Source organism: Rhodobacteraceae bacterium D3-12 (genome assembly GCA_025916135.1).
Classification (GTDB): Bacteria; Pseudomonadota; Alphaproteobacteria; order Rhodobacterales; family Rhodobacteraceae; genus JAKGBX01.
In genome coordinates this window covers 96,568-109,681 of record CP104793.1, presented here as the reverse complement: position 1 = coordinate 109,681, position 13,114 = coordinate 96,568, and the positions used below count along the sequence as shown (strand labels likewise).

At 62.2% G+C, this 13,114-nt stretch carries 11 protein-coding genes and 1 pseudogene; 9 read left to right on the top strand and 3 right to left on the bottom strand.

The window, feature by feature from the left end; all coding sequences use genetic code 11:
- Positions 1–174 precede the first annotated feature (174 nt).
- Positions 175–2,367 carry a PBP1A family penicillin-binding protein gene (locus N4R57_00495; GenBank protein ID UYV37636.1) on the top strand — a complete coding sequence of 731 codons (2,193 nt, stop codon included), beginning with the start codon at positions 175–177 and terminating at the stop codon, positions 2,365–2,367.
- 63 nt (positions 2,368–2,430) lie between these two features.
- Here N4R57_00495 and N4R57_00490 read toward each other — a convergent pair whose 3' ends face one another.
- Both N4R57_00490 and N4R57_00485 read right to left on the bottom strand, forming a co-directional pair.
- Positions 2,431–3,036: an ABC transporter substrate-binding protein gene (locus N4R57_00490; GenBank protein UYV37635.1), complete on the bottom strand. Its 606-nt coding sequence runs from the start codon at positions 3,034–3,036 to the stop codon at positions 2,431–2,433.
- The gene (locus tag N4R57_00485) at positions 3,026–3,829 is read right to left on the bottom strand and encodes a VacJ family lipoprotein (protein UYV37634.1); all 804 of its coding nucleotides are present in this window, start codon (positions 3,827–3,829) and stop codon (positions 3,026–3,028) included. The genes N4R57_00490 and N4R57_00485 overlap by 11 nt, the downstream gene beginning before the upstream one ends.
- A gap of 275 nt (positions 3,830–4,104) precedes the next feature.
- Here N4R57_00485 and N4R57_00480 point away from each other — a divergent pair.
- The 6 genes and pseudogenes from N4R57_00480 (at position 4,105) to N4R57_00455 (ending at position 9,995) form a co-directional block, all read left to right on the top strand.
- Positions 4,105–5,843: pseudogene (locus N4R57_00480) on the top strand (type I secretion system permease/ATPase).
- A complete protein-coding gene (locus N4R57_00475) occupies positions 5,843–7,153 on the top strand; it encodes an HlyD family type I secretion periplasmic adaptor subunit (GenBank protein UYV37633.1) in 1,311 nt (436 codons plus the stop codon). Before N4R57_00480 ends, N4R57_00475 begins: the two are co-directional and overlap by 1 nt.
- 73 nt (positions 7,154–7,226) lie before the next feature.
- Positions 7,227–7,688, top strand: a complete 462-nt coding sequence (locus tag N4R57_00470) for a RidA family protein (protein ID UYV37632.1) — start codon at positions 7,227–7,229, stop codon at positions 7,686–7,688.
- A 7-nt stretch (positions 7,689–7,695) separates the two neighbouring features.
- Positions 7,696–8,460 (top strand): glycerophosphodiester phosphodiesterase family protein, encoded by a 765-nt coding sequence (locus N4R57_00465; GenBank protein ID UYV37631.1) that lies wholly within the window; start codon positions 7,696–7,698, stop codon positions 8,458–8,460.
- Between the two features lie 57 nt (positions 8,461–8,517).
- On the top strand, positions 8,518–9,708 hold the full coding sequence (locus N4R57_00460) for a GNAT family N-acetyltransferase (protein ID UYV37630.1): 1,191 nt from the start codon (positions 8,518–8,520) through the stop codon (positions 9,706–9,708).
- The gene (locus N4R57_00455; GenBank protein ID UYV37629.1) at positions 9,705–9,995 is read left to right on the top strand and encodes a 4a-hydroxytetrahydrobiopterin dehydratase; all 291 of its coding nucleotides are present in this window, start codon (positions 9,705–9,707) and stop codon (positions 9,993–9,995) included. The genes N4R57_00460 and N4R57_00455 overlap by 4 nt, the downstream gene beginning before the upstream one ends.
- A 465-nt stretch (positions 9,996–10,460) precedes the next feature.
- Here the strand turns inward: N4R57_00455 and N4R57_00450 are convergent, their stop codons facing one another.
- Positions 10,461–10,949 carry a peroxiredoxin gene (locus tag N4R57_00450; protein UYV37628.1) on the bottom strand — a complete coding sequence of 163 codons (489 nt, stop codon included), beginning with the start codon at positions 10,947–10,949 and terminating at the stop codon, positions 10,461–10,463.
- 86 nt (positions 10,950–11,035) lie between these two features.
- On the opposite strand from N4R57_00450, the gene N4R57_00445 reads away from it, so the two are divergent.
- Positions 11,036–12,241 (top strand): FAD-dependent oxidoreductase, encoded by a 1,206-nt coding sequence (locus N4R57_00445; protein ID UYV37627.1) that lies wholly within the window; start codon positions 11,036–11,038, stop codon positions 12,239–12,241.
- Between the two features lie 112 nt (positions 12,242–12,353).
- Positions 12,354–12,917 carry a 16S rRNA (guanine(966)-N(2))-methyltransferase RsmD gene (rsmD, locus tag N4R57_00440; protein ID UYV37626.1) on the top strand — a complete coding sequence of 188 codons (564 nt, stop codon included), beginning with the start codon at positions 12,354–12,356 and terminating at the stop codon, positions 12,915–12,917.
- The last annotated feature ends 197 nt before the right edge of the window (positions 12,918–13,114 follow it).

Genomic DNA, 13,114 nt, shown 5'->3' with positions numbered 1-13,114 from the left:
ACAGCGGCAAAACCGGCCAAGAATCCCGGATTGTCGATTAAAATTTGGGCACCTTTCTCTCTACGCTTAAAATTTCAGCATTCTGAAAGCGGCGCGGCGCAAGGTAGCGCTCAACTTTTCTGATTCCGGGGTCTATGGTGACCTCAAACCAAGAAGCTCCGGGCAGGGCATATAATGAGTAATTCAGGACGTAAAAAGCCGCCTCTGGTGGCGGACAGGCGGTATCCGAAATCCACCGCCAAATCCAAATCCAAGGCGACCTCCAAGGCAAAACCAAAAGCGGCGGCGTCCAAACGGCGCCCCACCCGGAAACCTGCCCGCAAGCCCGCCCGTAAACGCAACTTCATCGTGGCGTTCTTTCTGGGGATCTTTGGCTTCCTGTTCCGCATCATTTGGGGCTTTGGCTGGCGGATCGGCCTGATCACGGCTTTCATCATCGCCGGTGCCGTGGGCTATGTCTCTTATACGCTGCCCCCCGTGGACGACCTGTTTGACGGGCGCGCGCGCGGTTCGGTCACGCTTCTGGATGCCAAAGGCGATGTCTTTGCATGGCGCGGCGATCAATTCGGCGGCGTGGTCTCGGCGACCTCGGTGTCGCGCCACCTCAAAAACGCGATCATCGCGACCGAGGACAAGCGGTTCTACCGCCACTTCGGCCTCTCCCCGCGCGGCATCGCCAGCGCCGTGCGCATCAACCTGCGCGAAGGGCGCGGCCCGCTTTCCGGTCACGGCGGCTCGACCCTGACCCAACAGACGGCCAAACTCATCTGCCTCGGCGTTCCCTATGACGCAAAGACATGGAAAACCGAAGCGGCTTACGAGGCCGACTGCCGCCGTGGCTCCCTCGCCCGCAAGCTCAAAGAGGCGATCTACTCCATGGCGATGGAGGTGAAATACTCCAAGGACGACATCCTCACCGTCTATTTCAACCGCGCCTTCCTCGGTGCCGGTGCCCGTGGCGTCGAGGCCGCCTCGCAACGCTACTTCGGCAAATCCGCAGCCGAGGTGAACCCCTCCGAAGCCGCCATGATCGCCGGCCTGCTGGTCGCGCCCACCCGCTATGCGCCGACCAACAACCTTGAACGCTCACAGGCGCGCGCCGAAACCGTGCTCAAACTGATGCATGAACAGGGCTATCTCACCGATGCCGAACACGCCCACGCCGTTGCCAACCCCGCCCAGCTCTCCGAAGCGGCCCAGCGCAAGGCCGGTGGCTATTTCGCCGATTGGGTGATGCAGACCGGGCCCGAATTCTTCACCCGCGACACCACCGAAGACGTGATCATCCACACCACCCTCGATCAACGCATCCAAACCGCCGCCGAACAGGCGATGCGCCACATTTTTGAAACCAAGGTCAGCGCAGGATCCGAAGCACAGGCCGCCATCGTCGTCATGTCCGCCGACGGTGCCGTGCGCGCCATTGTGGGCGGGCGCAAAACCCGCGTCTCGGGCGAATTCAATCGCGCCACCATGGCCAAACGCCAAACCGGCTCGTCCTTTAAACCCTTCGTCTACGCCGCCGCGCTCGACCTTGGCCATTCGCCGCTCGATATGGTCAATGATGCCCCCTATTGCATCAACGTCCCCGGTTCGGGCGAATATTGCCCCAAGAATTATACCCGCAAATTCTATGGTCCCGTCACGCTGACCGATGCGCTCAAACGCTCGCTCAACGTCCCGGCGGTCAAACTGGCGGTCGACTCCGGCCTCGACGTGGTGCGCACCGTGGCCGAGCAATTCGGCATCGCCTCCGATCTGGCGCAAGGCCCCGCGCTTGCCCTTGGCGCCTCAGAAGCCTCGCTTCTGGAAATGACAGGCGCCTACGCTGGCATCCTCAACGGCGGCAGCTCGGTCACCCCCTACGGCATGACCGAACTCAAACTGCTCGGCGGTCAGGAACCGATCTTCACCGCCACCTCCGGCATTGGCGAGCGGGTGATTCAGGAAAACACCGCGGCCCAGCTGATCTGGATGATGAACAAAGTCGTCACCGAAGGCACCGGCAAACGCGCCAACCTCTCGGACCGCCCCGTCGCGGGCAAGACCGGCACATCAACTTCCGCGCGTGACGCGTGGTTCCTCGGGTTTTCGGCGGATTACGTGACCGGCGTGTGGATGGGCTATGACGACAACACCCCGCTCAAAGGCACAACCGGCTCCGGCCTGCCCGCCGACATCTGGCGCGAAACCATGCAGCGGGTGCACAAAGGCCTGCCCGTGCGCCCCCTGCCGATGCGCGAGCCGATTCCACCAACCCGCAACGTCGACGGAATCGCGACAGACCCCACAGAGCAACAGCGCAAGAAAACCCAGACAGGCGTCAACCGCGTGCTGGAAGACCTGCTCGGTGTAGAGCAGCGCTAAGACATACTTGAACGGAAATAAGAGGAAGAGGCCTCTAGCAAGAGGCCTCCTTCAGACAGCTTTTCAGCCAGCCTTCTTCAGATCGCGGATCAACGCATCCAGATCGCCGCGCCGCTTGTCCAGCATCGCGCCAATTTCGGTGCGCTCGGTCAACAGCATGTTCACACCCTCGATAAAGATGTTGAAGAACTTCGGCTTGCCCGACCGGTCAGACAGCAGGAACGTCACCTCAAAAGGCGACTCCCCGCGCAGGCGCGCGATGGTCTTAACCTCAAAGAAGTTCTTTACCTTGCGGGCCTTCTGCACTTCGATCTCGCCACCAATGAACTCGCGGAACCGCTTGCCGTATTTCTTGCTGACATACGACTGGAACGCGCTGGTAAAGGCCCGCATCTGCGCTTTCGACGCCCGGCGTGCATCCACACCCAACGCATAGCGCGCAATCGTCGGCACATCGGAATAGCGCACGAAAATCTTCTCAAACTGGCGGATTTTCTGGCTTTCAGACGTGCCCGCTGAAATCACCTTGTTGATATCCGCGACAATCGCATCAACCAACGACTTCGCACCACCCGCAGTCATCGCCATTGCCGGCCCGGCAACAGCCGCCAGCGCAAAAGCGGAAATCATGCCCCCAAGGGCGCTGCGACGGGTGGGTTTATTCGGCATAAGGGTCTGCATAAGGATCACCATATAGGTCTTCGTAGGGGTCGACATAACCACTACCATCATCCGATCCAAGTTCGAACCGACGATTTTGCAGATATATCAGCCGAGATTGCGCATAGCTGTCCGCGCTTTCATAGAGGATCGAATCGATCGTGTCCGAATACCGGCCCCGGGCACCCAAGGTGGCAAAGGCGCTCGCGCCGGTGCCGTAATACTTCTCCGGCTTGGGCAGGGTATAAGACAGCGGGTTGGTAAACAGATCGACAATCTTGCCAACCGCATCGCGCTCGGTTGAGGGCCCCAAGACGGGCAACTCGACATACGCCCCCTCCGGCACGCCCCAAACATGAAGCGTCTCGCCGAAATCGGTGTTCACCGCGTCAATCCCGACTTCGCTCGCCGGATCGCCCAGCCCGCCAATCCCGAACACGGTGTTGAATGCAAACCGGAACGTGTTGACCCACGCGCCCTTCAGGTCGCCCTGAAGCACGTTGTTCACCACCGTTCCGGGCAAGGCCAGATTGGCCGCGAAATTCGAAACCGTATCCTCGACCGGGTCCGGCACAACGCCGGTATACCCCTTGCCCGCAGGCCGCAGAATACCGCGATCCAAAGCAAGGTTGAGCTTGTGGGTCGAGCGGTTGGTTTCCTCGTAAGGATCATGAATCCCGCCCGGCGCGCCCCCCGGTCCCGGCGTGCTACACGCCGCCAGCGACAAAGCAACAAAAACCGCCGTCGCAAGACCCTTCAAAGGCCGGTGCAGGATGGGCAAAAAAGGTCGGTTCGCAGGCAAGGTCAAAATCCGTTCCGGTCAATACGCGTCAAACACTCGGTGCGTTATGTAGTTTCCGCCACACCATTGCCCATAGCATAGCACGGCTTCAACTCCAGATGTGGCAGTTAAGCGACAATCGCGGCCTTCCGCCTGCCTGCGCAAAACCGAGACAATCCAACATAAAAGCCGCATTCGCCGCCGCGAAAATTTCACAAAATCGGTTTAGCTTGCGACTTCAGGCGAAACATACGAAATTACGCCCAACACGCCTTAAAAGAGAACATTACGCCCATATGCAACGTCAAACGCCCCCTATCGACGCCGGTTTAACCGAGCTACGCGCCGCCCGTCGTGAAAGCCGCGGATTGTTTTGGGCCGTCGGATTATTTGGTATCTTCGTCAACCTGTTGATGCTGACCGGCCCGCTCTTCATGCTGCAGGTCTATGACCGCGTGCTCGGCTCGCGCTCGATTGCCACGCTGGTCGCGCTGACTGGCTTGATGGCGTTTCTCTATGCCATGTATGGCCTGCTCGAATTTGCCCGTGGCCGCGTGATGGCGCGGGCCGGGGCGCGGTTTCAGGCCCGGCTCGACGGGCGCGTGTTTGATGCGATCATGCGTAAATCCGCACTGCGCGGCCCGCGCGAGACCGCCGCCAATCTGGCCGACCTCGAATCGGTGCAACGGCTGATGTCCTCGCCCACGATCCTGTCAGTGACCGATATTCCTTGGACACCGATCTTCCTCACCGGGATTTTCATCTTCCACCCGTGGCTTGGCTGGCTCGCCCTTGGCGGCGGCACGCTCCTGATCCTGCTTGCGGTGGTAAACCACTTCGTCTCGCGCGACCCGCTGAAAAATTCCGGCGCGGCGGCGGTTGGCTCTGAACAACTCGCCACCCAATTGCGCAACGAAGCCGAACTTGTCGTCTCCCTCGGCATGCGCGAAGCCGCCTTCCAACGCTGGAAAACCGGGCGCGACCACGTGCTCGAATCCCAGATCAAAGCTGCCGACATCAGCGGCTCGTTCACCTCGCTCTCCAAAGCGTTCCGCCTGTTTTTGCAATCCGCAATGCTGGCCCTTGGTGCCTATCTCGTGCTGCAAGGCGAGCTTTCGCCCGGCGCGATGATCGCCGGGTCCATCCTCATGGGCCGCGCCCTCGCGCCGGTTGATGCAACCATCGGCCAATGGGCGGTGATCGTGCGCGCGCGCAGTGGCTGGCGCAACCTCGCCGCCCTTCTCTCCGAAGTCCCCGAAGCCGCGCCGCGCACCGCATTGCCGCGCCCGCGTGCGCTGCTTGATGTGCAACAATTGACAGTGGTGCCCCCGGCCAATCCACCGCCAGCCTCCGAATGCTCAGCTTCCGGCTTGAACCCGGCAAGGCGCTCGGCGTGATCGGCCCCTCTGGCGCGGGTAAATCCACACTCGCACATGCGCTCACCGGCGTCTGGCATCCGGCTGGCGGTTTTGTGCGGCTCGACGGTGCGACGCTCGATCAATATGACCCGACCGTTTTGGGCCAATATGTCGGCTACCTGCCCCAAAGGGTGCAGCTTTTTGATGGCACCATCGCCGAAAACATCGCCCGCCTGTCGCCTGACATCGACGACAGCAAAGTGGTCGACGCCGCCAAAAAGGCCGACGCCCACGACATGATCCTCGCACTGCCGCATGGCTATGACACGCCCATGTCCGTCGCCGGTTCACAACTCTCCGGTGGTCAGATTCAGCGCGTCGGCCTCGCCCGCGCCCTCTATGGCAACCCCGTTCTGCTGGTGCTGGATGAGCCGAATTCAAACCTCGACAATTCCGGCTCTACCGCCCTCAATGCCGCCATCCGCTCGATGAAAGCCGAAGGCAGCTCTGTTATCATCATGGCCCACCGTCCCGCGGCCATTCAGGAATGCGAACTGCTCCTGATGCTCGAAGGCGGCGCGAGAACCGCCTTTGGCCCGCGTGACGAAGTGCTGCGCCAAAAAGTGCGCAACGCCACCTCGATCCAAGCCTCCACCAACCCCGGAGGAATCCGCTAATGGCCAATGACACTCAAAAACGTTGGAGCGCGCGCCTGCCGCTCTTTATCGGATTTTTCGGCCTTCTCCTTCTGGTCGGTGGCTTTGGCACATGGGCCACGATGAGCGAAATCGCCGGGGCCGTCGTCGCCCAGGGCCGTATCGAAGTCGAACAGAACCGCCAGGTGGTGCAGCACCCCTACGGCGGCGTTGTCGCCGAAATCCTCGTCGCCGAAGGCGACAGCGTGCGCGCCGGTCAGACCCTGATCAAACTCGACCCGGTTGAATGGCAATCCAAGAAAGCCATCCTCGAAGGCGAGTTGTTCGAGATCATGGCCCGCCGCGGCCGCCTAGAAGCCGAACGCGATGGCAAGACCGAGATCACCTTCACCCAAGAGCTGACCGCCCGCGCCGCCACCCACCCGGACGTGCGCGAATTGATGGAAGGCCAAGCCAGCCTCATGCGCGCCCGCGCCGAAAGCATGACCCGCGAAGCCGACCAGCTCGCCCGCCAACGCGAACAGCTCACCAATCAGATCGACGGCATCGACGCACAGACCAGCGCGATCAAAACCCAACTTGGCTACATCGGCGAGGAACTGACCTCGCAACAGGCCCTGCTGGCCAAAGGGCTGGCACAGGCCGCCCGCGTCCTCGCCCTGCAACGCGAACAGGCCGGCCTCTCCGGCAGCATCGGCGAACTCACCGCCCGCAAGGCACAGGCCCACGCCCGCATCACCGAGATCGAGATCCAGATTCTCAAGCTCGAAACCCGCCGCCGCGAAGAGGCCATCACCACCCTGCGCGACCTGCGCCAGCGCGAGGTCGAGCTGCTCGAAGAGCGCCGCGCCATCGACGAACGCCTCACCCGGCTGGCGATCACCGCGCCGGTGAATGGCATTGTCTATGACCTTTCGGTGCATGCCCGCCGCTCGGTGATAAGCCCGGCTGAACCGCTCTTGTTCCTCGTCCCCCAAGATCGCCCGCTGGTTATCGCCGCACAGGTCGATCCGATCCATGTTGATCTGATCTATGTCGGGCAACGCGTGACCCTGCGCTTCCCGGCGTTCGACCAACGCGAAACCCCCGACATCTTCGGTCAGGTGGCAAAACTCTCCGCCGACGCCTTTACCGATGATCTCACCGGGGCCACCTTCTATCGTGCCGAAATCGTGCTTGACGAAGGTGAACACGCGCGCCTGCCCGAAGGGGCCAACCTGATCCCCGGCATGCCCGTGGACAGCTTCATCCGCACCGATGACCGCACCCCTCTGGCCTATCTCCTGCGCCCGATCGCGGTCTATTTCTCCAAGGCGTTCCGCGAAAGCTGAGCACCGCTTGCACCGGCCCCCCTTTGCCCCTAGCGTCGCCCCGAACATCGCTGCCAAGAAGGAGCAAACCACCATGTCCAAGATCGAAACCCGCCTTGCAGAGCTCGGCGTCACCCTGCCCGATGCCGCCGCCCCCGCCGCCAACTACGTGCCCTTCGTGCAGATCGGCGATCTGGTCTATGTCTCCGGGCAAATCTCGATGGAAAATGGCGCGCTGATCAAGGGCAAGCTCGGCGCCGATCTTGACACCGCCGCCGGTGCCGCCGCCGCGCGCTGCTGCGCCATTGCCCTTCTGGCCCAGCTCAAAGCCGCCTGCGGTGGCGATATTGACCGCCTCGCGCGCGTCGTGAAACTCACCGGCTTCGTCAATTCCACTGCTGATTTCACCGAACAGCCACAGGTCATCAACGGCTGCTCCGATTTCCTCGTTGACGCACTCGGCGATGCTGGCCGCCATTCCCGCTCTGCCGTCTCTGCCGCATCGCTCCCCCTCGGTGTCGCGGTCGAGATCGAAGCGATCTTCCAGATCGCCTAACCCGGCAATGCCCACCCTTGATCCCGCCTTTCTAAGCCGCCCGCTCGCCCACCGTGCCCTGCATGATGTGGCCGACGGGCGGCCCGAAAACTCCCGCGCCGCGATCCGCGCCGCGATCGAACACGGCTACGGGATCGAACTCGACCTCCAGCTTTCCGCCGATGGCGCGGCGATGGTGTTTCACGACTATGACCTCGCCCGCCTCACCACCGCCTCCGGCCCCATCCGCCAACGCACCTTGGCCGAGCTTGCCGCCATCCCGCTCACCGGCGGCGATGGCGAAACCATCCCGCCCCTGACCGAGGTGCTCTCGCTCGTCGCGGGCCGCGCCCCTCTGCTGATCGAGATCAAGGATCAGGACGGCGTCATGGGCCCCAACGTCGGCACGCTTGAATTCGCCGCCGCCGAGGCGCTGAAATCCTATACCGGCCCGGTGGCGCTGATGTCCTTCAACCCGCACGCGGTTGCCGCCATGGCCCGGCTTTTGCCCGACACGGCCCGCGGCCTCGTCACCTGCGCCTATAACCCGCTCGACTGGCCGCTCCTGCCCGAGGCCACCTGCGACCACCTCCGCGCAATCCCCGATTACGATCGCACCGGCGCCTGCTTTGTCTCCCATAACGTGATCGACCTGCACAATCCCCGCCTCAGCGCGCTGCGCTCCCAAGGCGCGCATATCCTCTGCTGGACCGTCACCTCAGCCGAGATCGAACGCGACGCCCGCAAGACCGCGCAAAACATCACCTTCGAACGCTACCTCGCCGCGACATAGGCAAAGTTTTGCACCGCGCACCTTGCCCCTCCCCCGCCGCCACCCGATATTCCCCCTATGGACGGTGAAACCGCGATAGAAATTCGTATGCTCTCATCCCTCGCCCAGATCACGGCCGAGGAGTGGGACGCCTGCGCATGTCCCGAAGCATCCGACGGCGGTGCGCCCAACGATCCCTTCACCACCCATCGCTTCCTCTCGGCGCTTGAGCAAAGCGGCTCGGTCGGTCCCGGCACGGGGTGGGAGGCGCATTACCTCACCGCCTATCTCGCGGATCAGCTGATTGCCTGCGCCCCGCTCTATGCCAAATCCCACAGTCAGGGCGAATATATCTTCGATCACAACTGGGCCCACGCCTATGAACGCGCCGGCGGCAACTACTACCCCAAGTTCCAGATCGCCGTGCCCTTCACCCCGGCCACAGGCCGCCGTCTCCTGACCAAACCCGACTTTGAAACCTCCGGTCGCGCCGCGTTGATCCAAGGGGCCGTGCAAATCGCGGAACAGAACCAGATCAGCTCGCTGCACATCACCTTCTGCACCGAAGACGAGGCCGCAGCAGGCCTCGACATGGGCCTCCTCCACCGCACCACCCAGCAATTCCACTGGGCCAACGACGGCCATAGCGATTTCGATGCCTTCCTCGCCACGCTCTCCTCGCGCAAACGCAAGAACATCCGCCGCGAACGCGCCCGGGCCCAAGGCTTCGGCGGGCGCATCCTCGCCCTCACTGGCGATCAGATCGAACCGGAACATTGGGACGCCTTCTGGCGCTTTTACCAAGACACGGGCATGCGCAAATGGGGCTCGCCCTACCTCTCGCGCGCCTTCTTTGACATCGCCCATGACACCATGCGTGACGACATCCTCTTGGTGCTCGCCGAACGCGATGGCCACTATGTCGCCGGGGCGCTCAACTTTATCGGACGGGACACGCTTTATGGCCGCTATTGGGGGTGCAGCGAACACCACCCCTGCCTGCATTTCGAACTGTGCTATTATCAGGCCATCGACTTTGCCATCGCCCACGGCCTCTCGCGCGTTGAAGCGGGCGCCCAAGGTGAACACAAACTGGCACGCGGATATCTGCCCACCACCTGCCACGCCCTGCATTGGATCGCCGATCCGGGTTTTTCCGAAGCCGTTTCGCACTATCTAGAGGCCGAACGCGACGCCGTCGCAGAAGAGATCGAAGTGCTCACCGCCTACGGTCCTTTCCGCAAAACAAACGAGGAGGACCACGATTGAACGAACTACTCTCAGATACCGCCCGCGAAAGCCTGCTGGAACCGCTGTTCAAATCCGGCTGGACACAGGATGAAGACCGTGACGCTATCACCAAGATCTTTAAGTTCGACGATTTCACCCATGCCTTCGCCTGGATGACCCGCGCCGCGCTCTGGGCCGAAAAGTGGAACCACCACCCGGAATGGGCCAACACCTACAACCGGGTCACGGTCACGCTCACCACCCATGACGCCGGTGGCCTCTCTGCGCTCGACGCCAAACTGGCGCGTAAACTCGACAGCCTGTGATAAAGGGGGGCGATCCCAGCAGAGCCTGTTCTCCATCTGCCGGGTGACCCCGCCCAGACATCACCCAGACATCGCCCAGACATCACCCAGACATCACTCAGCCATCTCCCAGCCATCACGGTGCAGAGATCGGCAAAAGGTTTTGCGCCGCACTTCGTGCGTCGCCAGGGGGCCTCGCTTCGCTCGGCCCAATCACGCATCAACTGACAGCGCCTAAAACGGTCATCGCGCCACGCTCGGACCTCTAAATCAGCTTAGTGGAAAACTGCCCAGCGCGGCTCACATCTCTTGAATTTTTTAGAAAACTTAAACCCGGCATTGGCGACGGACCGAGAGCCAGCGACCCCAACCCTCCCGCATGCGCTCTCCCAGTCGGCCAAGGGCAAGGCGCACGTACCCTGCCCAATGACCCGTTTCAATCGGGACGAGGGGCGGCCTCAACCAAAACGCCGCCCCCGCACCGGATCAGATCTGTTCCAGCAGCGTTTCCCCGGCGCTCAATTCGCACACACCGGCTTGGTCCTCGACGTTGATCTGCTTCACCACGCCGTCATCGACATACATCGCATAGCGTTGCGACCGACCGAAAAAACCGATCGCAGGCACGTCAAAATCCAAGCCTATCGCCTTGGTGAACTCGCCCGACGCATCGCCCAGCATGGTGATCCCACCGGCGCTCGCCCCGGTGTCCTTGTCCCAAGCGCCCATCGTAAAGGCATCGTTGACCGACACACAGATCACCTCGTCCACGCCCTTGCCCGCAAACCCGTCTCGCGTGCGAATAAAGCTCGGCAAATGCGCGCTCGTGCAGGTCCCCGAAAAGGCCGCTGGCAGACCGAAAATCACCACTTTGCGCCCCTTGGTCAGCGCGTCCATCTCCACCGCTTCCGGCCCCTGATCGCTCATCCGGTAAAGCGTGCCACCGGGCAGCGTGTCTCCCGAAGTAATTGCCATGTTAATTCTCCTTCTTCGCGCGTTGCGTTTTACCACGTCAAAGCTATAGGCTCCGCCGGCAGAGGCAATGCGAAAAGAGAACAGTTATGACAAACATCATCGTCATCGGTGCCGGGCAGGCCGGATCATCCCTCACAGCCAAGCTGCGCAATCTCGGCTTCGAAGGCGAGATCACGCTCATCGGCGAGGAATCCGCGCCCCCCTATCAGCGTCCGCCCCTGTCCAAGGCCTACCTGCTCGGCGATATGGACCTTGAACGCCTCTACCTGCGTCCTGAGAGCTTTTACGCCGATCAAAACATCGCGCTGCGCCTCAATACCCGCGTCGACAGCATTGATGCGGCCAATCAAAGCATCACCATCGGCGATGAGACCCTCTCTTACGACATGCTCGCCCTCACCACCGGCTCCGTGCCGCGCCGCCTGCCCGCCGCCATCGGCGGCACGCTCGAGGGGGTCCATGTTGTGCGCACCCTTGCCGACGTCGATGCGATGGGGCCGGAATTTGCCGCCGGTCGCCGGGTGCTGATCGTCGGTGGCGGCTATATCGGTCTCGAAGCAGCCGCCGTCGCCGCGAAAAAGGGCCTCTCCGTCACGCTCGTCGAAATGGCCGACCGTATCCTGCAACGGGTCGCCGCCCCCGAAACCTCCGGGTTTTTCCGCGACTTGCATGGCGCCCACGGCGTTAACATTATCGAAGGTGTCGGCCTCGACACGCTTACCGGCGACACCCGCGTCACCGGGGCCAAACTCTCTGACGGATCGACCCTCGACGTTGATTTCGTCATCGTCGGTGTTGGCATCGCCCCCGGCACCGCGCTGGCCGAAGCGGCGGGGCTGACCCTCGATAACGGTATCGCCACCGATGCACAGGGCCGCACCTCCGATCCGCATATCTGGGCGGCGGGCGATTGCGCCTCTTTCCCCTATCGCGGCACACGCATCCGCCTTGAAAGCGTGCCGAACGCGATTGATCAGGCCGAATGCGTTGCCGAAAACATGCTCGGCGCGGCCAAGGAATACGTTGCCAAACCGTGGTTCTGGTCGGACCAGTATGATGTGAAACTGCAAATCGCCGGGCTGAACGTGGGCTATGACCGTATCGTCACCCGCCCCGGTGACAAACCCGGCACAACCTCGTTCTGGTATTACGCGGGCGACACGCTTCTGGCCGTTGATGCCATGAACGACCCGCGCGCCTATATGATCGGCAAACGCCTGATCGAGGCGGGCAAATCCCCCGACCCCGCCGCCGTGGCCGATCCCGAAACCGCCCTCAAATCGCTGATGTGAGCCGCATGACCGCCCACCGCTCCACACCCGGTTCTACCCCCAGTCCCTGCGCTTCGCGTCCCTCCCCCCGTAGGGTGCGTTTTCAACGCACCTCCCCACAACGGCCAATCTCATGCGCATAATCGGTGGCGATTTCCGGGGCCGCGCCCTCGCATCGGTGGGCAAAGGCGACGCAGGCGCGCATCTGCGCCCCACCACCGATCGCGTCCGCGAAAGCCTGTTCAACGTGCTGATGGGCGGGCGGTTTGACGATCCGGTGAGCGATGCCCGCGTGCTCGACCTCTTCGCAGGCACCGGTGCGCTCGGTCTCGAAGCGCTGTCTCGCGGGGCGGCCCACGCCACTTTGGTCGATGATGGGCAAAAAGCCAATGCACTGCTGCGCCAGAATATCGCGCTCTGCCGCGCCGAAGCGATGACCAAACTCATCCGCCGCGACGCCCGCAAACTGCCGCCCTGCGCCACCGACCCCTTTAGCTTGGTCTTTCTTGATCCGCCCTATGGCAAATCACTGGGGGAAAAAGCCCTCTCGACCGCCATCTCCGGCGGCTGGATCGCCCCCGGCGCCCTGATCGTCTGGGAGGAAAACACCACCATCACACCGCCCGACAGCCTTACGCCTCTCGATGCGCGCCGCTATGGCGACACCACGATTTCGCTGCTGCGCCACACTGGCTGACTCTAGCGCCTCCGCCACGCAACTGCACAAATCATTGACCCAAACATAACGTTTCCCTTTCCCTAAGCGGCTCTCCTGAAAGGTCGATCGTGAGGGTGGACCACCTTTTCGCTGCAAATGCGCCAAAGCCGAATTCGATGAGTGTCGGAAGGAAACTCAGAGTACTTTGGACGCTATTGGTCAAGGGGAAGTGGCTG